Source organism: Mesorhizobium sp. WSM4848 (assembly GCF_055811375.1).
Map to the genome: position 1 here is coordinate 1 of NZ_JBVVPX010000027.1, position 22,365 is coordinate 22,365.

The 22,365-nt window shown below is 61.8% G+C and carries 18 protein-coding genes and 3 pseudogenes; 7 read left to right on the forward strand and 14 right to left on the reverse strand.

The features are described 5' to 3' along the window. Positions 1–297, forward strand: a pseudogene (locus tag AC0L16_RS22385) (alanine dehydrogenase); the annotation flags it as partial. Between the two features lie 381 nt (positions 298–678). Then, complete coding sequence (locus AC0L16_RS22390; RefSeq protein ID WP_245485680.1) at positions 679–900, forward strand: hypothetical protein; 222 nt, start codon at positions 679–681, stop codon at positions 898–900. Positions 901–1,368: 468 nt separating this feature from the next. On the opposite strand, the pseudogene AC0L16_RS22395 reads toward AC0L16_RS22390, so the two are convergent. The 3 genes and pseudogenes from AC0L16_RS22395 to AC0L16_RS22405 form a co-directional block, all read right to left on the reverse strand. Further along, positions 1,369–1,467 (reverse strand): annotated as a pseudogene (locus tag AC0L16_RS22395) (dimethylarginine dimethylaminohydrolase); the annotation flags it as partial. 182 nt (positions 1,468–1,649) lie between these two features. Further along, positions 1,650–2,735, reverse strand: coding sequence for an HPP family protein (locus tag AC0L16_RS22400; RefSeq protein ID WP_473623329.1), 1,086 nt, complete (start codon positions 2,733–2,735; stop codon positions 1,650–1,652). A gap of 538 nt (positions 2,736–3,273) precedes the next feature. Beyond that, positions 3,274–3,522 (reverse strand): DUF982 domain-containing protein, encoded by a 249-nt coding sequence (locus AC0L16_RS22405; protein ID WP_127209495.1) that lies wholly within the window; start codon positions 3,520–3,522, stop codon positions 3,274–3,276. Positions 3,523–4,061: 539 nt separating this feature from the next. Here AC0L16_RS22405 and AC0L16_RS22410 point away from each other — a divergent pair. Together AC0L16_RS22410 and AC0L16_RS22415 are read left to right on the forward strand one after the other, a co-directional pair. Further along, positions 4,062–6,080 (forward strand): LTA synthase family protein, encoded by a 2,019-nt coding sequence (locus AC0L16_RS22410; protein ID WP_473623331.1) that lies wholly within the window; start codon positions 4,062–4,064, stop codon positions 6,078–6,080. Positions 6,081–6,359: 279 nt separating this feature from the next. Then, positions 6,360–6,551, forward strand: a pseudogene (locus AC0L16_RS22415) (EamA family transporter); the annotation flags it as partial. Positions 6,552–6,596: 45 nt separating this feature from the next. On the opposite strand, the gene AC0L16_RS22420 reads toward AC0L16_RS22415, so the two are convergent. Beyond that, entirely contained in the window at positions 6,597–7,076 is a 480-nt protein-coding gene (locus tag AC0L16_RS22420) for a methyltransferase family protein (protein ID WP_473623415.1), read from the reverse strand. Between the two features lie 563 nt (positions 7,077–7,639). Here AC0L16_RS22420 and AC0L16_RS22425 point away from each other — a divergent pair. Both AC0L16_RS22425 and AC0L16_RS22430 read left to right on the forward strand, forming a co-directional pair. After that, entirely contained in the window at positions 7,640–7,780 is a 141-nt protein-coding gene (locus AC0L16_RS22425; protein WP_473489900.1) for a hypothetical protein, read from the forward strand. A gap of 33 nt (positions 7,781–7,813) precedes the next feature. Further along, positions 7,814–7,978, forward strand: coding sequence for a hypothetical protein (locus AC0L16_RS22430; protein WP_473498289.1), 165 nt, complete (start codon positions 7,814–7,816; stop codon positions 7,976–7,978). 799 nt (positions 7,979–8,777) lie between these two features. Here the strand turns inward: AC0L16_RS22430 and AC0L16_RS22435 are convergent. Next, positions 8,778–8,969, reverse strand: coding sequence for a hypothetical protein (locus AC0L16_RS22435; RefSeq protein WP_473498287.1), 192 nt, complete (start codon positions 8,967–8,969; stop codon positions 8,778–8,780). A gap of 1,597 nt (positions 8,970–10,566) precedes the next feature. On the opposite strand from AC0L16_RS22435, the gene AC0L16_RS22440 reads away from it, so the two are divergent. Further along, positions 10,567–11,625, forward strand: coding sequence for a class I SAM-dependent methyltransferase (locus tag AC0L16_RS22440; RefSeq protein WP_473498285.1), 1,059 nt, complete (start codon positions 10,567–10,569; stop codon positions 11,623–11,625). Positions 11,626–12,235: 610 nt separating this feature from the next. Here the strand turns inward: AC0L16_RS22440 and AC0L16_RS22445 are convergent. From AC0L16_RS22445 to sfnG, 9 genes are all read right to left on the reverse strand, one after another. After that, the gene (locus tag AC0L16_RS22445; RefSeq protein ID WP_473623333.1) at positions 12,236–13,666 is read right to left on the reverse strand and encodes an FAD/NAD(P)-binding protein; all 1,431 of its coding nucleotides are present in this window, start codon (positions 13,664–13,666) and stop codon (positions 12,236–12,238) included. Continuing rightward, the gene (ssuD, locus tag AC0L16_RS22450; protein ID WP_473623335.1) at positions 13,663–14,838 is read right to left on the reverse strand and encodes an FMNH2-dependent alkanesulfonate monooxygenase; all 1,176 of its coding nucleotides are present in this window, start codon (positions 14,836–14,838) and stop codon (positions 13,663–13,665) included. The genes AC0L16_RS22445 and ssuD overlap by 4 nt, the downstream gene beginning before the upstream one ends. Positions 14,839–14,871: 33 nt before the next feature. Further along, entirely contained in the window at positions 14,872–16,119 is a 1,248-nt protein-coding gene (locus AC0L16_RS22455; protein WP_473623337.1) for an SfnB family sulfur acquisition oxidoreductase, read from the reverse strand. Then, positions 16,116–16,907 (reverse strand): ABC transporter ATP-binding protein, encoded by a 792-nt coding sequence (locus AC0L16_RS22460; protein WP_473623339.1) that lies wholly within the window; start codon positions 16,905–16,907, stop codon positions 16,116–16,118. Before AC0L16_RS22460 ends, AC0L16_RS22455 begins: the two co-directional genes overlap by 4 nt. A 69-nt stretch (positions 16,908–16,976) precedes the next feature. Then, positions 16,977–18,308 carry an ABC transporter substrate-binding protein gene (locus AC0L16_RS22465; protein WP_473623341.1) on the reverse strand — a complete coding sequence of 444 codons (1,332 nt, stop codon included), beginning with the start codon at positions 18,306–18,308 and terminating at the stop codon, positions 16,977–16,979. Positions 18,309–18,357: 49 nt separating this feature from the next. Continuing rightward, positions 18,358–19,395 carry a branched-chain amino acid ABC transporter permease gene (locus AC0L16_RS22470; protein ID WP_473623343.1) on the reverse strand — a complete coding sequence of 346 codons (1,038 nt, stop codon included), beginning with the start codon at positions 19,393–19,395 and terminating at the stop codon, positions 18,358–18,360. Between the two features lie 3 nt (positions 19,396–19,398). Further along, positions 19,399–20,295, reverse strand: a complete 897-nt coding sequence (locus AC0L16_RS22475; RefSeq protein ID WP_473623345.1) for a branched-chain amino acid ABC transporter permease — start codon at positions 20,293–20,295, stop codon at positions 19,399–19,401. Continuing rightward, entirely contained in the window at positions 20,292–21,188 is an 897-nt protein-coding gene (locus AC0L16_RS22480) for an ABC transporter ATP-binding protein (RefSeq protein WP_473623346.1), read from the reverse strand. The genes AC0L16_RS22475 and AC0L16_RS22480 overlap by 4 nt, the downstream gene beginning before the upstream one ends. 54 nt (positions 21,189–21,242) lie before the next feature. Continuing rightward, positions 21,243–22,343: a dimethylsulfone monooxygenase SfnG gene (gene sfnG / locus AC0L16_RS22485; protein WP_473623347.1), complete on the reverse strand. Its 1,101-nt coding sequence runs from the start codon at positions 22,341–22,343 to the stop codon at positions 21,243–21,245. Positions 22,344–22,365 lie beyond the last annotated feature (22 nt).

Genomic DNA, 22,365 nt, shown 5'->3' on the forward strand with positions numbered 1-22,365 from the left:
TGCTTCGAGACCTCGCACGCCACAACTCATGCCGACCCGACCTATGAGGTCGACGGCGTCGTTCACTATTGCGTCGCTAACATGCCGGGCGCGGTGCCGGTCACCTCGGCCCAGGCGTTGAACAACGCGACGCTGCATTACGGTCTGCAGCTCGCCGACAAGGGCCTGAAGGCGATCCTCGACGATCATCATTTGCGCAACGGCCTCAACGTCCACAAGGGCAAGATCACCAACCGCGCCGTCGCCGAAGCGCTCGGCTACGAAATGGCGGAGCCCAAAACGACCCTAGCCGCCTGATATTCCAGGCCCGAAAAGTTTCCTCCTGCCTCGCCCGCCGGTTCCCTGCCGGCGGTTTTTTCTTGGCGATGACTGGCAAGAGGCGTCTTCCCCCTCCCCTTTGCGTCAATCTTGCGGTGCAGCCCGTCGGGGCGAAACGCTGGTCGACGAGGAAGCTGAACGCGCGATCCGAACCTGGACATCGCCAGCCGAAATCCCCGGCTTTTCTGATGCGACGATCACCAGGGCCCCTCCCCGCGCGTTCGACAGCGGAAATGTGGAGAAACCATCCTCACCGCCATTGTCGGGGTAAATCCAAATCGCCCACCTTCGTTGCAAAACTACACTGGCAAGCGCTTTGAGGGAGTTTCGAAATTGCATTGTCTCCAGAGGATCGAGACGTTGATCGATGAGGCCAGCGTGGATGCGATCGATAAGGCGCGCGTTTTGCTGGATCAGTTCGATGGTAGGTCAGAAACACTCGCCCAAGCTATCGATGACTTCCTGCTTGATCTGATGACCCTGGTGTTTGTCGTAGAAACCACCCGCGAGAGGTTCCACAATCCGGCGCGGCGATTGGCGCGTATGAGATTGACCAAGATCAGCCTTTTGTTGGCGCCGTAGTCTGACGTCCCGGTCAGAGAGAGGTCGCACCAGGAAGAAGGCGCCGACTGATTGTTGGCAAATCCGAGCGCACCAAACAGCTACGTTCCCTTGCGGCCGCTAGCCTGGTGGCAAAAAGATGTGCGCCGAAGGACGCTACGGGACTGGCCAGCGAATTTTTGAGCCAGCACCGCGTCCGCGAGCCAGCGCCCAAGACTATGGTCGGCCTCCGGCAAGAGCCCGGCGTCGAGCATCTTCGCATGCCCCGCGTCGATCTTACTTCGGAAGTATTCCCCATGCCGAGCTATTAAGGTCGGTGGCGCGCCGGATCGTTGATCGGCGCGTGCTGCATCTGCTCAAGATGTGGCGGGAGATGCCCGGTCGAAGAAACCGATGATCGAGGCCGGAAGACACGCACGGCCAAGGTGCGGGATCCGTCTCGGCCGTATTCAACAGCACAACCTTGTAGCCCTCCTTGTCGAGCATTTAGAGAGTGCGCGGGTAACAGGCGCTGGCGAACACGACGTCGCTGGCCCGCAGCACGTTCGCTGCCGGTTCTTCTCCTTCTGGGACGACGATCTGCGCAAACCCTCAAAAGCGCCGCGCACCAGCGCCATTTCAACGGCCATGGCGTCATCGGCCGTTGTAAGCGCGACGGTAGGAATTGCGGGTTTTCTCATCGCGACCCGATCTCTACAAACAGGGTTCGCCAGTGGATTGGATGTGCCTGTCGGCAAAAAGTTCCTGAACCTGCGATGTTTGGATGGCCGCTATGCCACTGCTTTGAGCGGCGGCTCGTCTGCCGTTTGCAGGCGCGCCGCCGCCGCCAGCAGGTCGGTCTGGGTGATCAGGCCGAGGATGCGCTGCTCGGCATCGACGATGACGACGGCATGGCTCCGACCGTCGGTAAGTACAGGAAGGAGACTTATCGCCGGTGTGTCGGGCGAGGCGGTGCCCGTCTTCGACGTCACGCCCTTGACCGTATCGGTCGCTCGCGTCAGCTCGCGCAGACCGACGGCGCCGACCAGCTTTGCCTCGGCATCGACCACCGGCAAGGCGCGGATGTTGTGGTCGAGAAGCTGCTTTCGCGCCTCGGCGGCGGTGGCACTTTCCGGCACCGAGATCACGTCGCAGGACATGATGTCCCGGCAAAGCAGCGTTCGGTGCGAGCGCACCATCGCCTGCAACTCGACCTGGTGCAGCAGCCTTTCGAGGTCGTCGCGGCCAATGTCGAAGGTTTCATCCAAAGCGGCGAGCGCCGCATCGACATCCTCGGGTCGGAAGCCGACGCGCTTTGCCGCCGGCGGATCGGCGGTGCCGTGGCTGTTGACGGCGGGTGCATGGAAATGCGGATAGTTGCGCCGTGACAGAAGGTGGAAAATAAAGCCGAGCGCCACCAGTACGGCCGAATTCAGCGCCACCGGCACGACGGGGAACAGGAAGCCGGCGCTGACCACGGCCGGTCCGCCGAGCACGGCAGTCAGCGCCGCGGCACCGCCCGGCGGATGCAAGCAGCGCGTGAACGACATAGTGGCGATCGCCAGCGCCACAGCGAGGCCCGACGCGATCACCGGATCGGGCACGAAATGCGCCACTGTCACGCCGACCAGTGCAGAGATCGAATTGCCGCCGATAATCGACCAGGGCTGCGCAAGCGGGCTCGACGGCACGGCGAAGAGCAGCACGGCGGAGGCGCCCATCGGGGCCACCAGCAGCGCCACATGCGGGCCGCCGCCCATGGCGAGCCCGCTGATCACGCCGGTCAGCGCGATGCTAATAGTGGCGCCGATGCAGGCGAGCAGCCGCTCGCGTAGCGTCGCACCGGCGAGGATTGGGACGAAGAGGCGAAACCTCATGCTAAGCCTTGGAACGAGTGGAAGTCTGCGCTGTCCGCAATGCCGCCGAAGCCACGGATTTGAAAGTCAAACAAATCCGAATGTTCGCGGCCAGTGGGAATATTATTGCGCGCACCGGTTCGTGCGGTCGCCGCCAACGGCTGGTGCTTTTCAAATCGCGTCAGAGCTGGGCGCGGAGATACTTCTACCGCAAATGGATAGTATCGAATTCCTCCTGGCATGGCGGAACGTTCTCGCTTACCGCTGATCATTCTGGTGAAAGAATTCGCGTGAGCATTGGATTTTTGCTCAGTAACGGCCAGATGCGCGGACGAAGATTATCAAGATCAGCATTGGCGGGATGAACTCATCAACCGGATTTTGTCCCTGCACTTTCGCTCGGTAGCGAAACCAATTGGGGCGCGCTCGCCTGTCCATGAAAACAAGCGCCCAGTCCTGAAGGAACACGGCAACAGGGTGAACCACACCGTGCCCATCGTTTGCGCGAGAGCTGTCCCGACGCGAAGATGAACAAATCCTTGTGCCATCGTCCCAGCATTTAATCGCTGCGCAGGATCTTTGGTTCGAGCGCGGCTGCCACAAAAGCTCTTCGAGCAGCTGGTGGATGAGCCTCACCACGCAATACCTGCAGACAGGCGTCCATCGCCACCCTCCGTCTCTCGGTCTGACGATGTAGATCACGCAGCAGGATATTGGCCGCCTCATTGACGTCGAACACGATACGCTCGGTGCTGTGGCGGCCAACCCGGACAACAACCGGCCTCTCAAATCTCCGCAAGGCGGTCATCTCTCCGCCCCCCCAAAGGCGATCATGTGTCAAGAGGCCCAGTTCGCTTCTCTGCCGAGCCGAGCCGGTTCCGCTGCCCTGAATGTCGACAATGCCCTCTTGACCAGCCCCGCGCCAGCCTCGCATGCGTCGCCGCCTAGGCTCGCTCTGCAGACACGTCACGGACTATTGAGAAATCGTTCCATGATCTCGCCGAAAGCTGCCGCCGCCGCGGGTCTCCCGGCTGCATCCTCGGGTGATGCTCGAGTGAGGCCCGGCAACATGAGGACGGTCGCTCATTCGGCTCGGCGTTTCGTGCCCATCCACCTTCTCCCACAGGGGAGACGGGGATGCAGCGCCTTCAAAGTGAGGAACAATCACCTTCGCCGCGAACCTTTCACATTGTCTCGCCACCACCACCGTCGATGAAGTTTCGGACTCGCGCGGGCCGAATCGGGGGATCGGCATCGCAGACCATGCGATCGATCTCGTCCCGACGGTTGCCAAAATTGAAAACGAGGCATAATTGCCCAGACATCCAGCTGCTTCGGAGGCTTGCTATGACTTTTGCTCAATCGGTCGGTGCGTTCTTTCGTCGGCTGAAGCCATTCATCCTGCTTTTCCTGTTGACTCAGTTCCTGGTCAGGCTGGCGCTGTCGCTGGTTTCGGCCAAAGACCTGTCTTTCCATCCGGCCGACTGGCTGGTTCCTTTCTTCACTGGCTTCTGGTTCGATATCGTCACGCTGCTTCCAATCCTCGTGGTCTTTCTCCTCTTCCCGCTGCTCCTGCCAGTTTCGTGGGCCGGAAAGCGGTTTGACCGCGCAGTTGGGCTCTCGGGCTTCGCAATCTTCCTGTTTCTGATGGTCGTGCAGGGAGTCAGCGAGTATTTCTTCTGGGACGAATTCACGACGCGCTTCAATTTCATCGCGGTCGACTACCTCGTGTACACGCAGGAAGTGATCCAGAACATTATGGAGAGCTATCCGGTCGTGCCGCTGCTTGCCGGCATCGGCCTGTTGGCGGTCGGCGGGGCCTATCTGCTCCGCCGCCAGGTGAAGGCAGGCTTCGCGCCGCATCCGCCGTTCATGAAGCGGCTGGCGGTCTTTGCGACGATAACGGGGATGGCCGCCGCCGGCGTGTTGGTGACGCCCGATTCGATCACACGGCCGATGCCGAGCGCGATCGCCCGCGAACTCGGGGGCAACGGACTCTATGGTTTGGTTAGCGCCTTCTTCTCGAATGAGATCGATTTCGCGAATTTCTATCGGACCATACCCGAGAAACAGGCGGCCGAACGGACACGCGACCTTTTAGCGGAAGATCACGAGCCGTTCGAAAGCACCGATTTAAACGACATCACGCGTGACATTCGAGCCGAGGGGCCGATGCTGCGCAAGAACGTCATCCTGGTCGGCATGGAAAGCATGAGTGCGGAGTTCATGGGCACATTCGGCAATCCGAAAAGACTGACACCGAACCTTGACCGGCTGGCGTCTGAAGGCCTGCTTTTCACGGAAATGCGGGCGACCGGCACGCGCACCGTGCGCGGGCTTGAAGCGATCGCGCTTTCAGTCCGGCCGACCCCGGGGCAATCGATCCTGCGTCGCCCCGGCAACGACAATCTCTTCACCATTGGCTCGGTGTTCCAGGATTCGGGCTACGATACGCGCTTCCTCTATGGCGGCTACGGCTATTTCGACAACATGAACGCGTTCTTTTCCGGTAATGGCTTCGGTATCGTCGACCGCGCTACGATGGCGGCAGGCAATGTGCATTTCGCCAATGCGTGGGGCGTTAGCGATGAGGATCTCTATGACGAGGTGATCCGCCAAGCCGACGCCTCGGCGAAAGCCGGCAAGAACTTCTTCAGCTTCGTCATGAACACGTCAAACCACCGGCCCTTTACCTATCCAGCTGGCGCCATAGACATCCCATCGCCGGGCGGGCGCGACGGGGCGGTCAAATATTCCGACTACGCGATCGGGGAACTGGTCAAGAAGGCATCGGCGAAACCGTGGTTCAGGGATACCGTTTTTGTCTTTGTCGCCGATCATACGGCGAGCGTCGCAGGCAAGGTGGAGCTCGACATGAACAAATACCACATACCGTGCATCATCTGGTCGCAGGGCTTTGTCGAGCCCCGCCGGATCAACCGGCTGGCGAGCCAGGTGGATATTGCGCCGTCGCTGCTTGCCCTGCTGCAGGCTAGCTATCGCAGCCGCTTTTTCGGCGACGACCTGATCGAAGCGGACGAACCGGAGCGGCCGGTCTACATCTCCAACTACCAGAAGGTGGCCATGATCCTGCATGGCCGCACGACGATCCTTGAGCCCAAGAAGCAAATCGTCCAGATCAAGGGTGAGGAGGTGCAACCTGAAAGGGCCGTCGACCACAACGCGGTCGAAGATGCCGTAGCCGTCTATCAATATGCCTCGCACTGGCGCGATATTTCACGCCGCATTCCAAGTGTTCTTGACAACGGCACGCGGGCACTCGGCCGGTCCGGTGTGCATCGCCTGCCAAACCCGAAGCGACGCGCGCCTCCGTCCAGGACCACACCCACCATACCGGTGCCCTAACAAAGCCACCGTGCCACAACGTCTTAGGAATGCCAGGTCTGCTCCGGTGATCGCCAAGAGGTGTGAGGACCTTAACAATCAAGTTCGTGGCTCGCAACGGCAATGGCCGGAACGGGTCCAGCCTGTCTTGGAACGTGATTGATGTGATAACGTGATTCCCGATCAGCGAGGTGGGTCAGGCTGAAGCGGTTTGTCGAGGGCGAGGATCGCCGGCAAGCGGCACTGCTTCCCGAGTGCCTGGACGATTACGTGACGCAGGACAATCCGTGGAGGCAACGGGGTGAATCGTGGATCTGCTACTTTCGCGCGCTCCAGTTTGGGAGGCGCGGCACGCGTTGCCCCTGTCGACAACTGAGCCTGGTGCTTGTGGCGGTGTTCGGAGTGACATTCCTCAAGGAACACTTGTCATTGTCGAACTGGGCAGGGGTTGCCTTGATCGCAACAGGCGCGGTTCTGGTACGCTACAAAGGCAAACAGGAGGGCTATTCGCGGCGGCTTATTGCTCCGTCTTTAGGATCAGAACAGCCAAAAAAAGGTGGGCAGGTAGCCAGCTACCTGGAGGTATTCCATGCCTTCGGTGGCTGGAAAGATCGCCAGAAAATAGAGGGCATCGAAGAATGTGCTTCTTAATGCGCTCGTGGAGAACGTGTGCTGATGCTTGTCCTGATGCAGCCACGGCTTGGGCCAGAACCGTGGCGTCCTTGCCACATATGCTTCGAACTCCGAACCAAATTTGTCACGAAGAAACGTCTCTTCCTTTCGGGCAGTCATCCCGAAAACCGCATAGGTGCACCCCCCCAGAGCGGATGCAACGATGAGCGATCCGAACATGAGGCCGATGCCGAATGCTCCGATCGTCGAAAACAGATATAGGGGATTGCGAGTGATCGAGTACGGCCCGCTGACTGCCAACTCGCTGTTCTTCCGCCCCCCGATATAGAGGATGCTCCACAACCTCCCGAATATGCAGACGAGGATCAGAAAAAAACCGATCATCTCGACGACCTCGTGAAGACTAGATGCTTCATCCCAACCGGGGCGAGAGAATAGCAGCGAGCCTATCGCCGCTATGCTCAAGGCCCGGACGACCACAAGTCTCTTCCGCTGATTAAATGGTTGCGGGGCAATGCAAGCGGACATTATGGTTCCTTCGACAAAGGCTTTTTCGGGGGCTCGCGCCAAGCAGTCCTCTCCGCGGGTTTGAAGCTCTCAAGATCGCGTGCTGTATCGCGCGGGTTAGCGGTTACTAACCGTTCTGTAACATTGGTCAATGGCCCGTCTGGAAGGTCAAGGTGGTTACGGCGTTCCTCGGCCAGCCCTCCCACCCGTTGCGGGGTAAACTTCCAGCTGCACGTGTCTGTTTGCTATCGCGATCCATTGCTCAGCTTCCAAAGTCGTTTCTCTACCCCATGTAGGTTACCAGCGAAGCTTGATCTGCTAAACCAATATGGTGTTACACTTGTAGTCTCGCAGAGGCTTCTCCCAGCTCTCTGGGTCACGTCGAGAGCCGTAACCGGATCCGATTTTTCGGCGGAGGGGGTTTGCGGCGAGCGCGCTTAGTGCGCGGTCTTCAAGGCCGGGTCGAGAGCCTTGAGATCGAGAACCAGGCGCTGCGCGCCGAGATCCAGACCCTCAAGGATCGCCCTCCGGACAAGCCGACCAAGCCGTCGGAATGGGCAACGCAGCCGGAGGGAAAGTGACGCCGTCGCGGCGCCAAGCGCGACGGCGGTCGCGTGAGCCGCGAGGTGACGGTTGCGGAGAGCGCTCCTGCGGGCTCACGCTTCAAGGGATACAAGACGATCCCGGTGCGCGATCTGGTTTTGTCGGCCGGGGTGATGCGCTATCGCTGGGAGTGCTGGGTGACACCGAGCGGCGAGAGGGTCGTCAGCGGCAGGTGACACTCGACAACGGCATCCTGTTCCCGCGACGACTGCGCAGGAACCGCAGCGAACGCATGTGGGCGCCGCAACAGCACGGCCCTCCAGGTCCTGCATAGCCGAGATATGGCGGCGCCTTCTTCTACGGTCGAACGCGTGGTCGGCCCCGGCCGGGCGGCGGCGTCTCGGAGATCAAAGTGATTAATATGGCCGAGTGGCGGTTAGTCATGCCGACCTGCATCCGGCTTATATCGACTGGAGCGGCTCAAGGCCAACCAGCGTGTCGCCACCAACGAACAAAGCTTATGGAATGCAGCGCCGCGCCGGGACAGTCCGCGAAGGGTCCGCCTGCTCCAGGGCAGAGTTCTCTGCAGCCTTTGCAGCTTGCAAACATGGGCGTCCATTACAACGGCCCCCAGCCGAGAGCCCCTCGGCGAGTCGGGAGCCGAAAGAGTCGCGGCTCCGCTCACCCGTTCGGCCGTTCCGTGTACCAGGCGAGCGTCTCGCAGCGCGAAAGCTGCTCAGGCGACCCTTCGCGATTTTGGCCGGATCGACGTCGTCCTGGGGCAGGAAGCAGGCGAATGACTGTCAAAAAGCGTCCGCCGCAGCCCGGCGTCGATCACTAGAACCTGGCCCGGGCGCGGCGGAACTGCAGGGCGGCGGCCATTCCGGAATAGCTGCCGCCGACATCGATGATGGAACCTACACTAACGGCAGCTCAATTCGGATGGTTGTGAGGACAGGCTCGGCTCCAGCCGGACGGGCAGTGTTCTGAGGGTGTTTGCACACCATGTTGATGGTTGCCACAATGGAGATCGCCTCAGAAGCGGCGCTCAATCGGAAACGTTAGCACCTCCGCGTTTTGGCGCGGCTGCTTGAACTCTTCGACAGCAACCGCCTCGATCAGCAAATCCAAGGCTTCGCGCCCCCTCCGGCTCATCGGGTCATCGCCTCCGAGGTAATGATACGCTCGATCTAGATGCACTCGCGCGGCGGAAAAATCGCTTGTCATATGACCCTCTCAGTTGCCGCCCGCGCTGGCCATCTACGAGGTGAGGGTCGCGCAATCGTCAATATCCACAGACAAATTTGATTTAAATCGTAGATGATCTGGGAGAAATCCGGACCCCGGCTTGTCTTATAGGAGAGTCCCTTGCTGACGTCGCCGGCCGGGCTCTGTTGGCTCTGCAATAGCGTTTCGTGGTGCGCCACCATGAAAGTTCGCACGTTTTCATGCGCGGTCGATCAGACACGGTTCACGAACAAAAGCCTGCGGACGGTGCAGATGGCGGTAATAGCCTGGCGGCAGAAGTCGGTCCTGGCGACTGGATGACGCCAGCTCTTCCCCGCCAAATCGTTTGGTAACATTCGTCGCAAGTCAATCTGTTTTCAGGATGGTCCGCATATTGAGGTAAGGCACAGACGTCAGGTGCGCCTCGCTATCGACAATCGCGGTAGATGGTGTTCGAAATGTTCATGCCCTGCGGAAGGATGGGCTTGTCCTGTGCCGACGCCGGTCATACCGGCTATGGTTGGCGAAGCATCCTAAATGGCTGATTTTCGACACGCCACCCGACCGACGCAGGACGGCGTTGAACACGACGTCACCTTACATTTCGAGGGGTTTCTCAGCCAGTGCTAGAGCAAGCTGTTCCACGGTATCAAACAGCGCGGCTACACGGGTAGTTTCTCGAATCTCGAGCGACTGCTCGCAAGCTGGAGCCGCGCCGAAAGGTAGGGACACCGGTCGCCCTCCGATCATACGCCACCAACCAGCCGGCGATGCTGACGATCTCTTCCGAGCGCGCGGCAGTCGGTGAGGGACCGGCCTATCATGGCCGCATTACGAAGCAGGTCTCCTGAATCGAAGCCTCTATCCGATCGACGAACGCCTCAAGTTTCGCGGGCAGCAAGACCGGCCGGGACCAGGTGTATTCGGTATCCTAATCATCGCAGAGCGTGTTTAGCTTGGGGCGCGCAGAAGGTGAATGGCGTCAGCGCGGTGAGGTGGACCGCGACGCTAAGCTAAAAACGTGTTGGACTAAGCGACGGGACGGCTGACTGGTATGGGCGTTCAATTGATCTGGCGCCTTAAATGGCAGGAAGGCCTCGCGGCCGGTTCGAGGCGCATTATATCCTCCTCCGAAGCAGCACGCGCGAGTATCGTAACAAGCCCCGAGCGCTTCGCGTTCGGCGGTGTCCAATTTCCGACAATGTCGGATACAAAGTCAGATCTACTGGATTGCGTTTAAATCGTTTTCTCATTCGGCACAGTACATGCACGTCATCCGCAAGCACGACCGACCAACAAGAAATCGCATGATCACCTCACCAAAACATACAGCCGCCGCGGAACAAATCACTTCGCCGCGAACTTGCTTATCGCCCGTCACCACAACCCGAGCCATCGATGTCTTACGGGCTGCCCAGGATACCTGCTGCGACCGCGCTTGCCCTACGACCGCTCCGGCTGTTACCGACGAGAAAAAGTAACGGATTTCCTGCTGACGACGGCATGGAGGTGGTCGTCATCCCCCATCACCTGAGCCGATCGTCGCCCATAGGGTGGGGTGCAAGGTCGGCAACATCGCGCCCACAAGGAGATTCCGATGTCTGAAGCCAGTCAGGAAAAGTTGGACGCATTCTTGAGGAAAATGGTCGGCGATCTCGGTGCGATCGCTACGGGCGCGGGGGTCTTGCTGGGCGACAGACTCGGCCTGTTCAAGGCATTGCGTGAAGGCGGCAAGACGACGGCGGCCGAACTTTCGACACGCACCGGCACCCAGGAACGCCTTGTAAGGGAATGGCTTTCCGGGCAAGCGGCGGCGGGCTACGTCAACTACGATGAATCCAACGACGAGTTTTATCTAAACGCCGAGCAGGAGTCGGTGTTCGCCGATGAAGATAGCCCGGCCTTCATGGCTGGCGCATTCGAGTTCCTGTCCGCGCTGTGGCTCGATGAAGAAAAAGTGAGGCAGGCATTCCAGTCCGGCAAGGGCGTCGCGTGGCACGATCATAGCGCGTGTCTGTTTCGCGGCACGGAGCGGTTCTTCCGTCCAGGTTACAATGCCAATCTGATCGACTCCTGGCTACCGGCGCTGGAGGGCGTAGTCGAGAAGCTCGAACGCGGCGCGGAGGTCGGGGATGTCGGATGCGGTCACGGCGCATCGACCGTGCTCATGGCGCGTGCTTTCCCCAATTCGCGCTTCGTCGGCTTCGATTATCACTCCGCTTCGATCGAGCGTGCCCGAAAGGCCGCCGACGAAGCCGGCGTTGGCGCCAACACGCGCTTCGAGGTCGCGGCCGCCAAGACCTATCGCGGCACGTATGACCTCGTCGCTTTCTTTGATTGCCTTCACGACATGGGCGATCCAGAGGGCGCCGCCGCCCATGTCCGCGGGTCGCTCAAGCCGGATGGCACCTGGATGATCGTCGAGCCGTTGGCGCATGACCATCTAGCGGCGAATCTCAATCCCGTCGGACGCGTCTATTATGCCGCTTCCACATTCGTGTGCACGCCCGCTTCGCTGTCGCAGGAAGTCGGACTTGGGCTTGGCGCCCAGGCCGGCGAGGCGAGGTTGCGCAGGGTGGTGACCGCCGGCGGCTTCAAGCGATTCCGTCGCGCCGCGGAGACGCCGTTCAACTTGGTGCTGGAGGCCCGCCCCTAGGGCGGCCGTTGCTAGCTAGAAATTGCAGCTCATCGCATTTGGTGAGGATCATCGCCAAAATTCCGGACGCAGGCTTATTGGGCAAATTTTCAAGCGCGTCACTCACCCTGAGATCAGATTGGAGTTGATAAACGCCGACAGTAGTGAAGGCACGCGCAGCCAAGCTCGCCGCCTAAGGGTGCTCTCAGATTATCCGACGTCCGACGACCCGCACCGGGCTGCGGCGGCAGATTCTTTACCTCCTGCGGCACAAGGCCAGCAGCCTCGTTGTAGGCGTATTCCCGCCCAATTTTTTCTCGACCCACTTACCTGAAGCTCCGCCGCGCGGGCTGATCGTCTCGGGTCGCTGTCATCATTGCGGCTGGCGTCAAGGCGGACAGCCGGGGCGAAGTCTGGTGGATATCGGCACCTCAAAGGTCGAGAGGATTTGGACGGAGTTTTAAGCTGACCCGCCGCAGCCGTCACAAACGTAAAGCTCGTCGTACCAGGCGACAATGCAGAAAGCGCCAGGAGCGGCACGCGACCAGTGGCCTATTTGTCAACTCGAATGCGCTTCCACCTTCGTAATGCGTTCCGTCAGTGTCATCTGGATAGCCTCACCGCTTGCAGCTCACGACGCCTTGCGACGCAACGCCGTCTCGTATCCAAGCCAATGGTGAATTTCGGCGGCGATGCGCTCGGCATGCGCGGTGACTTCGGGAATTCCCATCAGTTCGCCAACGCTGCCGCGCGCCAATGGCCCGCTGACGAAAATGCTGCCAGTCGGCCGCCCGGATGTCCCGATTGCACGGCCTTGGCTGTCAGTTTCCAGGCCAAGGCCAATCGGGTCGAGCCGCACCAATCCCATCCGTGCGAGCGCCGCAATCGCCGCGTTGGTCCGGAAAATATCGGCATGCGCCGGCCCTGTCGTGACGACCACTTTATTGAACGTCTCGGTGGTCTGGGTCTGTTGGCGCCTTGGCCGCAGCGTGACGCCAATGCGCCCGTCGACCCGCTCGGCGCCGGCAATCGATGCTGCGCGATAGGCGAGCGTGCCTTCGGCAAGCCGGCGATCGAGCAGGGCCGCGATCTGTGGCGCTATGCGGAAGCGATGCACATCCCACAGCGCGCGCAAATGGCGCACGACGCGGCGTTGCTCAGCGAGCGGCAAGGCCTGCCAGATGATTTGCCCCTGTCGCCGGACTGCGTCGAGCACCGGGTGCCAGCCTTCGCCCTGCTGCGCGGCGGTTGCGATGGTCGACCGGATACGCCTGAGCAGCACGGTGGCGCTGCGTGAAGGCAGGCCGGTGAAGTCGCCGATCGGATCGGCATGCATAGCCGCATGGCCTCGCGATCGGTAGCCATGGCGCGAAAGTGCTGTGATGCGACCGCGATGGCCATTGCGGTCGAGCGTTGCGATGACATCGGCCGACGTCAGTCCAGTGCCGACGACAAGCACATGGTGGTAGCGTCCTATCGCTTCCAGCCTTTCGAGATCATAGGGATTGGCTACCAGCCCGGCTGCACCAGCCACGGACTGCAGGGGCAATGGCAAAGTCGGTGGCGGATGCGTCGTCGCAATCACCAGGGCGTCCGCTGCGAGCGTTCCTCCATCAGCGAGGATCAGGTGGTAGCCCTCGCCACTGAGCTCGGCTGACGCGACCGCGGATCTGACATGGCGGATCGTTTTGCCGAACAGAAAGGGCTGAAGATGGGATTGCACGTAGCGCCCGAAAACGCGACGCTGCGGGTAGAGCGCCCCATTGGCGGCAATGGCCTCGGCATCGTCCGCAATGGCGCCGGTTTGCTCCAACCAGTCGACAAAGTGGCTGTCCTGGCCGGAGATCAGCGTCATCCTCGACGCCGGCACATTGATGCGGTGTGAAGGATCGGGCGTCGAATAGGCCAGGCCATAGCCGAGCCCCTCTCGGGGCTCGACGACGACGATATCGGCAGCTCCGGCGGGCAGAAGCCGCGCAAGATGAAACGCAGTCGCCGCACCGGAGAAGCCGCCGCCGATGATGACCACGACGGGTCCCCTGCCCGATTCTCTGGTGCTCAAGACTGACTCGCGCGGAGCGCCGATGGCCGATGATCGCCGGCCACCGTTTCGCCAAAAGGTCCCATGTTCACGGCCGTCGGTCGCGTCGAGATTTCATGATCGAGCGGCAACAACGGCAACACCAGTTCGCCGAAGCGATAGGCCTCCTCCAGATGCGGATAACCGGAGAGGATGAAGGTATCGATGCCGATACGCCGGTATTCGTCGATCCGTTCCGCCACCGTGGCCGCATCGCCGACCAGGGCGGTGCCGGCGCCGCCGCGAACCAGGCCGACGCCCGCCCACAGGTTCGGACTGATTTCGAGCTTGTCGCGACGACCGCCATGCAGGCTACTCATGCGCGACTGGCCGACGGAATCCATGCGCGCGAAAACCTTCTGCGCCTCGGCTATCGTCTTGTCGTCGAGGCGGCTGATCAAGCGGTCGGCATCGGCCCATGCCTCGTCATTGGTTTCGCGGACGATGACATGCAATCGGATTCCAAAACTCACCGCTCGTCCCGCCTTCTCGGCAAGGCCGCGCACATGGTCGAGCTTGGCGGCGACATCTCCCGGTGGTTCGCCCCAGGTCAGATATTTGTCGATCTGTTCGGCGGCGACCGCGTTGGCCGCCTCTGACGAGCCGCCGAAATAGAGCGGCGGATGTGGCGTCTGCACGGGCGGAAACAGCAGCCGGCCATCCTCGATACGGAAGTGGTTGCCTTCGAAGGTAACAGTCTCGCCACGCAGCACGGCCTTGTAGATGTCGAGGAATTCCCGCGTCACCTCATAGCGCTCGTCATGGCTGAGGAAGATGCCGTCGCCCTTGTTCTCGACCGGGTCGCCGCCGGTGACCACATTGATCAGCAGTCGCCCGCCGGAAATGCGGTCGAGCGTCGAGGTCATGCGGGCGGCGAGCGTCGGCGATTGCAGGCCCGGCCGGACGGCGACAAGAAAGCGAAGCCGCTGCGTCAGCGGCGCCAGAGCCGACGCCACGACCCAGCTGTCCTCGCAACTGCGTCCGGTCGGCAGCAGCGCGCCATAGTAGCCGATGGCATCGGCAGCTTTGGCGACCTGGGTGAGGTAGGGCAAGTCGACCGCCCTGCCCCCCTCGGAGGTGCCGAGATAGCGACTGTCGCCATGGGTCGGAAGAAACCACAGGACCTTGATCCTGTCGGGAGTGGCAATGCTCATGAATGGTCCTCTGTGCCTTGACGATGCCCGCGGTCAGCTCCAGGCATGGAACGGCGGATTGACGTCGTTGAGGTAGTAGTTGCCGAGGATCGCGTATTTCCAGCGCACCGGATCGTGCAGCGTATGGGTGCGAGCGTTGCGCCAATGCCGGTCGAGATTGTGCTCGGCCAGCGTCGAGCGTGTGCCGGCGAGCTCGAACAGCTTGTTGGTGGCATTGATGGCGATCTCGGTGGTGAGGATCTTGGATTCCGCCACAGCGATCTGCGCTTCCGCGACGGTCTTCTCGTTCGGGTCGGCGACGGCGCGATCGACCGCAAGCCCGGCCTTTTCCAGAACCGCCTCTGCCGCATTGGCGCGCAGACGAAGGTCGCCGATCGCCTGGATCGTGTAAGGATCCTGCCAGGCATGATCGACGCCACTGTCTATCCAGGCGCGCGACTTGGTGCGCACGAAATCGACTGTCTCGTCGATCGCCGCCTTGGCGATGCCGAGATCGACCGCGGCCTGGATGATCTGGAAGATGGCTCCGTCGGCCGTCGGCCTGTCGTAGCCCTTATAGCCGGGAACCAGATGCGTCTTCGGCACCTTCACATTGTCGAGCAAGACCGTGCCGGACAACGTCGTCTTCTGGCCGAAGCTCGACCAGTCGTCGATGACCGTCAGTCCGGGCGCGCCGCGATCGGCGATGGCATACCAGGCGCGCCCCTCGTCATCGAGGGCCACGATCGGCACCAGATGCGCGAGTAACGCGCCGCTCGAATAGAATTTCTGGCCGTTGACGACGACATGGTCACCGGCGTCGACGAACTTGGTTTCGAAGTCGGCCGCTCGCTTGGAGCCGAATTCGGAGAACGCGTTGCCGAAGCGCGTGCCGGACAACACCTCGGCGAAAAGCAGCTTCTTCTGGGCCTCGTCGGAGACGGTGCGGATGGCGGCGACGACGCCGAGATGGTTCTGCGGAATCTGGCCCAGCGACGGATCGGCCGCCGAGATGATGGTGATCACTTTCGACAGCGTCACATAGGAGAGCTCCGGCCCGCCATAGGCTTTCGGCACGTTGATCGACCACAGGCCGCTCTGCGAAAACGCATCGAGCTCTTCCGTCGGCCAGAGGCGTTCACGGTCCCGCCTGGAGGCATCCTTGGCGAATTCGGCGGCCAGTTTTTCGGCGACAGCGATCGCCTCGGCGTCGGTCCTGATAACATGCGCCTTGGCTGACGGACGCTCGACCGGTGGCACGGCGCTGCGGATATCGGACGGCTGCTTCGATTGGATGGTCATGCTGCGGTCTCCTTGGGGAAATGGTCGGATGGAAGCGGCGAGTCGCCGAGATAGTAGGTCTTGATATCGGCGCGCTGGCGCAGGTCGGCAGCCGATCCTTCGAGGACGCTGACGCCGTTCTCGAGCACGGTGGCGCGGTCGGCGTATTTCAGTGCGACCGCCGAATTCTGTTCGGCAACGAGGATCGAAAGGGCTTCGTCGGGGTTGAGCCGTTGCAGGGCGCTAAAGATCTCGTCGACGATCAGCGGCGCGAGCCCCATCGACGGCTCGTCCAGAACAAAGAGTTTCGGCCGCGACATCATGCCCCGGCCGATTGCCGTCATCTGCTGCTCGCCCCCGGAAGTGAGGCCGGACCGGGTTCGCCGCTTCTCGGCGAGCCTTGGGAAAAGTGAATAGACACGATCGAGGTCGGCCTTGACGCCCGTGCGAGAGGACGAGCGTCCGAGCGCGCCGGTCAGGAGGTTCTCTTCAACGGTCAGCGAGCGGAAGCAATGCCGGCCCTCGAGGACCTGGACGAGGCCGCTGCGGACGAGTTGCGAGGGGCTTGTCCTTGAAACATCCTCCCCATCGAAGATGATCCGACCGGCGGTAACAGTGCCGCGCTCGGCCGGGAGGAGATTGGAGACCGCGCGCAGCAGCGTCGTCTTGCCGGCGCCGTTGGAGCCGAGCAAGGCTACGATCTCGCCTTTGCCGACCGACAGGTCGACGCCGTGCAGGGCCGCGATGGCGCCGTTGTAGACGGCTTCCACGCTGCTGACTGACAGGATCGGGTTTTCCGGGCTGGACATCGATGACTCCGCTGGGAAGCTGGATGGCGCGGCCGGCCAGTTTGTCGGCCGCGCCATGCAAACTCAAACTCAGTTGCTGACCACCGCTTCGGCGTCTTCGGCCGTGCGGATCTTGATGCCCTTTTCCTTGGCGTAGGCCTCGGACGACTTCTCGATGATCGGGCGCAGCAGCTTCCAGTCGGGCGCGATCCAGTCGGACACGACGTTCCACTTTTTGCCGTCCCACTGCTGGAAGGTCACGTAGCCGTCACCCTCGTGATTGTCCCAGGAGACATTGATCGAGTGGAACAGGTCCTTGGCGCCGAGCGCCTCGACACGTGCCGGATCGAGCTTGAGATGCTCGAAGCCCCAGCGCACTTCGTCGCCGGTCAGCGTGCGGTTGCCGAACTTGGCCTGTGCGATGCGGACCGCCTCGACATTGAGGATGCCATTGACGATGCCGAGATTGTGGTAGACCGAGCCGATGCGGCTTTTGTCCTCGAGATTGCCTTTGCCGTCGCTGTAGACCGTTTTCACGATCTCCTGGACCACCGGATACTGTTCACCCGAGGCCTGGGTGGTGATGGCCGTATAGCCCTTGGCGGCATCGCCCGCGGGGATGACGTCCTCTTCCGAATTCGACCAGACATTGCCGACAATGTGATCGGCCGGGAAGCCGGTCTTCTGCGCGGTCTTAAGCGCAACCGGATTCATCACGCCCCAGCCGCGCAGCACCACATAGTCGGGACGCTCGCGACGGATCGTCAGCCATTGTGCCTGCTGCTCGTTGCCCGGATGCGGAACCTCGATCTGCGACAGTTCGAAGCCGTACTTCTGCGCCAGAAGCTCGTAGATCGGGATCGTCTCCTTGCCGTAGGGCGAGCCGTGATAGAGCACCACGATCTTCTTGCCTTTGAGCTTGTCCAGGCTGCCTTCCTTGGAGGCAATGTAGTTCACGATTCCGGAAGTCTCGCTGTAGGGATTGAGCAGCAGCGGGAAGACGTAAGGGAACACGCGCCCGTCCGTGGTGTCGGTGCGACCGTGGTTGATGGTGATCAGCGGCACCTTGTCGTCGGTGATGCGGTCGATCATGGCGTAGGCGATGCCGACCGAAAGCGGGTTCCAGGCGGCGATACCCGGATTGCTCTTCAATCGTTCGTAGACCTCGACGCCCTTCTCGACCTCGTATTGCGTCTCGCCTTCGCTCCAGGTCAGCTTGACGCCGTTGACGCCACCGTCGCGGATGTTGATCAGGTTGAGGTAGTCGATGAAGCCGCCGAAGAAGCCGGTGCCGCCGGCGGCATAGGGGCCGACGCGATAGCTCTGCAGGGGGAAATACTGTTCGTCGGCGTGGACAGCCGTCGCGCCGAGCACGAAGGCCGTGGCGATCGCCGCTTTCTTGAGATGACTGAAGAAGGTCATGAGTTGCGTCTCCTGAGGTGTGGGTCCGTGAGAGGATGTCGAGCGGCGCTCAGCTGGACCTTGAGCCGATCCGTCGTTTCAGGCGGTCGAAGAGGGCCGACAGCCCGCTCGGTTCCGCGATGAGGAAGATGATGATGAGGGCGCCGAGCACGATGCGCTGGCTCATGTCGAGCACGCCCGAATCGAACAGGCCGCCAAACGCGAAGGCGCCGATGCGGGACAGAAGAAGCGGGAAGACGACGATGAAGGCCGCGCCCAGAAACGCACCGCGCATCGAAGCCAGCCCGCCGATGATGACGATGAACAGTATCTGGAAGGAGCGGTCGAGGTTGAAGCCGGCCGGCTCTACGGTGCGCAGATAGGTGAAGGCCCACAGCACACCGGCGACGCCGATAATGAAGGACGAGATGGCGAAGGCCAGCAGCTTGGTTCGCAGCACCGGCACGCCGATGACGCGCGCCGCCGTTTCATTGTCGCGCACGGCAATGAAGTTGCGGCCGGTAGCGCTGTTGACCAGCCGCCAGACGAGAGCGGTGAGCACGATGACCGTGGTTACCGAAAGCAGGTAGCGGCCGGTGGCGCCGTCGAGCGGGAACCCAGCGACGATGAGATGCGGCGCCGAAATCACGCCGGACGGATTGTAGTTGGAGAACCAGCCGAACTTGGTCAACGCCCATTGCACGAAGAACTGGGCGGCGAGCGTCGACACGGCGAGATAGAAGCCGCGCAGCCTGAGACTGGGCAGGCCGAACACGACGCCGATGCCGGCGGCCGAAATCCCGGCCAGGATCATGGTCGCCGCCAGCGGCAGCCCGTCGACCCGCAGGTTGAAATTGTAGGCGGCGAAAGCGCCGACCGCCATGAAGGCGGAAGAGCCAAGCGAAAGCTGGCCGCAATAGCCGGTCAGCAGGTTAAGGCCGACCGCCGCCAGGCTGAGCGCCAGAAACGGCAGCAGGATTGCCTCGACGAGATAGCTCGACGCGTAGGCGGGGATCAGGCCATAGGCGACGACGACCAGCACGGCCGGCAGAGCTAATCTCTGCCAGTCGATTGGAACCCTTGCGGCATCGAGCGCTTGCACGGCCATCGGTCAGACCCTTTCGACGGTTTTCTGGCCAAACAGGCCGGATGGGCGCACCAGCAGGACCACCAGCGCCAGCGCATAGGCGAACCAGCCTTCGATGCCGCCGCCGACAAAGGGGCCGAGATAGACCTCGGCGAGTTTTTCGCTGGCGCCGATGATGAGGCCGCCGACGATGGCGCCGAGGATGGAATCGAAGCCGCCAAGCACCAGCACCGGCAGCGCCTTCAAAACGATCAGCGACAGCGAGAACTGGACACCGAGACGCGCGCCCCAAAGCAGTCCCGCGACCAGCGCCACGAACCCCGCGGCCGTCCACACCGTTCCCCATATCCGGGGCAGCCGCAGCCCGACGGCGAGCGCCGCGAACTGGTCGTCGGCGACGGCGCGAAACGCCAGCCCGATCCGGGTCCAATAGAAAAATGCGCTCAAGCCCGCCACCATCGCCGCGGCAACGCCTGCGGCGAGAAGGTCAAACGACGAGATCAGGATGCCGCCGACCTCAAAGGGCGTGTCGTCTATGCCGAGATCGAGCCCGTGCACCTGGGTGCCCCACATCAGCTGGGCAGCGCCCTCGATGATGTAGGACAGGCCGAGTGTGGCCATGAACAGGGTCATCGGCGAGCGATTGACCAGCGGCCTGAGCACAATCCGCTCGATGGTGAAGCCCAGCGCGACCATGACCGCGAAGGTGATGAGCAGCGAAAGCGCGAAGGGGATGCCGCGTTCGACGAGGCTGACAAAGGTGAGCGCTGCGAACAGCACCATCGACCCCTGCGCGAAGTTCAGCACGCCCGACGTCTTGTAGATCAGCACGAAACCGATGGCGACAAGCGAATACATGACGCCAGAGAGCAGGCCGCCGACCAGCACTTCGATGACGAAGAGGAAATCATAGTGGCTCATCGGATGTCCTCGCCATCGGCGGTGCCGATATAGGCCCGGATCACTGCCGGATCGGTCCTGACCTCGGCCGGCGTCCCGTCTGCGATCTTGCGGCCGTAGTCGAGCACGGCGACCCGGTCGGAGAGTCCCATGACCACGCCGATATCGTGCTCGATCAGAATGATGGTGACGCCGTGTCGGTCGCGCGCGGCGCGCACGAACCCGGCCATCTCGGCTTTCTCGGTCGCCGTCATGCCGGCCATCGGTTCGTCGAGCAGCAGGATCTTCGGCTCGGCGACCAGGGCGCGGGCCAGTTCGACCCGCTTCTGCAGGCCGTAGGGCAAGGTGGCGACCAGGCGGTCGGCGACGGCCCCGAGATGCAGGAAGGCGATTGTCTGATCGACCTTTTCGGCGATTCCCGCATCTTCACGCCGGGCGCGTGGCAGACTGGCAATGTGTTCAACAAAACTGGCGCGCCTGGTGTAGACGCGGCCGGACGCGACGTTGTCGCGCACGGAGAGACCGCCGAACAGTGCCAGGTTCTGGAAGGTTCGTGCAACGCCCAGTCGCGTCAGACGACTCGCCGGCACCCGGGAGAAGGACTGGCCGTCGATTGCAATCGTGCCGTGGTCGGCGTGATAGAGGCCGCTGATTATGTTGATCAGCGAAGATTTGCCAGCGCCGTTGGGGCCGATCACCGCGCGGATCTCACCGGCTTTGACCTCGAGATCAATGTCGCTCAGCGCCTTGACGCCGCCAAAGGAAATGCCGATCCCGCTCAGGGCCAGCATCGCATCAGCCTTTGCCGACAGGCGCGCCGGGCGCGTGCCCTTCACGGGACCAGCACCAGCAAGAATGCCTGAAATTTCGGGCGCGCGCTCGTATGCGGCGACTCCCAGCGAAGCACCAATCATGAAACGTCCCTGATTTGAAGGAGAACCGGCCGCGGCCCGAGGGCCGCGCCTGACCTATTCCGCGGCGACAAGTTCCCTGTCGCGAGCCTCTTCCAGTTCGCGCACCAGCGGGATGACGCGCTTGCCGAAGAACTCGACCTCTTCCTGGAAATGCAGGAAGCCGAGCAGGATCAGGTCGGCGCCGGCGTCCTTGAGCTTGAGGATGCGTTCAGCGATCTGCTCCGGCGTGCCGATGAGATTGCTGCGGAAGCCGTCATTGTATTGCACGAGATCCTCGAAGGAGGATTTCGCCCAATTGCCTTCGCCTTCCGGCGAGGCCTTGCCGGCATTCTTGACCTGATCGGCAAAACCCTGGACTGCCTCGGGATTGGCCTTGGCGATGATCTCGTCGAGCACTGCGCGCGCCTCTGCCTCGGTCTCGCGAGCGATGGCGAAGGCATTGACGCCGATCTTGACGTTGTGGCCATTGGCTTTCGCCTTGGCGCGGATGTCGTCGACCTGCTTCCGGATCTCCTCCGGCGTGTTGCCGTTGGTGAAATACCAGTCGGAGACACGAGACGCCATGTCGCGCGCGGCGCGCGACGAGCCGCCCTGGAAGATCTCGGGCAAGGGCTCGATCGGCTTGGGCTTCATCGAATAGTTGGTGAAGCGGTAGAAATCGCCCTTCAGCGTGAAGCTGTCCTCGGTCCAGATACCACGCAGCGCCCGGATGAATTCCTCAGAACGCCGGTAGCGCTCGTCATGGTCGAGCCAGAGCTCGCCAATGGCGGCGAACTCGCCGCGGAACCAGCCGCTGACGACATTGACGGCGACGCGGCCGTTGGTCAGGTGGTTGATGGTAGCGATCTGCTTGGCTGCCAGCGCAGGATTCCATGGGCCGGGCAGGATCGCCGCGATGACCTTCAGCGTTGTGGTGGCGGCAAGCAAGGCATGGCTGAACGACACCGATTCGTGCTGGTTGTCGGCGCCGTAGCCGGCGGTGAAGCGTATCTGGCTCAGCGCGAAATCGAAGCCGTTGGCCTCGGCGATTTGGGCAAGCTTGCGGTTGTAATCGATATCCCAGCCGGTCCGCTGCTCGATGTTGGAGATGACCAGTCCGCCCGAGACATTCGGAACCCAGTAGGCGAATTTGAGGCTGTCGGAATGCGAGGTCATGTCGTCGTTTCCCCTTTGATTG

Bases quoted from the DNA above. Each gene is read 5' to 3' on its own strand.
- AC0L16_RS22400 (WP_473623329.1), bottom strand. From the start codon at position 2,735: ATGAGGTTTCGCCTCTTCGTCCCAATCCTCGCCGGTGCGACGCTACGC.
- AC0L16_RS22405 (WP_127209495.1), bottom strand. From the start codon at position 3,522: ATGACCGCCTTGCGGAGATTTGAGAGGCCGGTTGTTGTCCGGGTTGGC.
- AC0L16_RS22410 (WP_473623331.1), top strand. From the start codon at position 4,062: ATGACTTTTGCTCAATCGGTCGGTGCGTTCTTTCGTCGGCTGAAGCCA.
- AC0L16_RS22420 (WP_473623415.1), bottom strand. From the start codon at position 7,076: ATGATCGGTTTTTTTCTGATCCTCGTCTGCATATTCGGGAGGTTGTGG.
- AC0L16_RS22435 (WP_473498287.1), bottom strand. From the start codon at position 8,969: ATGACAAGCGATTTTTCCGCCGCGCGAGTGCATCTAGATCGAGCGTAT.
- AC0L16_RS22440 (WP_473498285.1), top strand. From the start codon at position 10,567: ATGTCTGAAGCCAGTCAGGAAAAGTTGGACGCATTCTTGAGGAAAATG.
- ssuD (WP_473623335.1), bottom strand. From the start codon at position 14,838: ATGAGCATTGCCACTCCCGACAGGATCAAGGTCCTGTGGTTTCTTCCG.
- AC0L16_RS22455 (WP_473623337.1), bottom strand. From the start codon at position 16,119: ATGACCATCCAATCGAAGCAGCCGTCCGATATCCGCAGCGCCGTGCCA.
- AC0L16_RS22460 (WP_473623339.1), bottom strand. From the start codon at position 16,907: ATGTCCAGCCCGGAAAACCCGATCCTGTCAGTCAGCAGCGTGGAAGCC.
- AC0L16_RS22465 (WP_473623341.1), bottom strand. From the start codon at position 18,308: ATGACCTTCTTCAGTCATCTCAAGAAAGCGGCGATCGCCACGGCCTTC.
- AC0L16_RS22470 (WP_473623343.1), bottom strand. From the start codon at position 19,395: ATGGCCGTGCAAGCGCTCGATGCCGCAAGGGTTCCAATCGACTGGCAG.
- AC0L16_RS22475 (WP_473623345.1), bottom strand. From the start codon at position 20,295: ATGAGCCACTATGATTTCCTCTTCGTCATCGAAGTGCTGGTCGGCGGC.
- AC0L16_RS22480 (WP_473623346.1), bottom strand. From the start codon at position 21,188: ATGATTGGTGCTTCGCTGGGAGTCGCCGCATACGAGCGCGCGCCCGAA.
- sfnG (WP_473623347.1), bottom strand. From the start codon at position 22,343: ATGACCTCGCATTCCGACAGCCTCAAATTCGCCTACTGGGTTCCGAAT.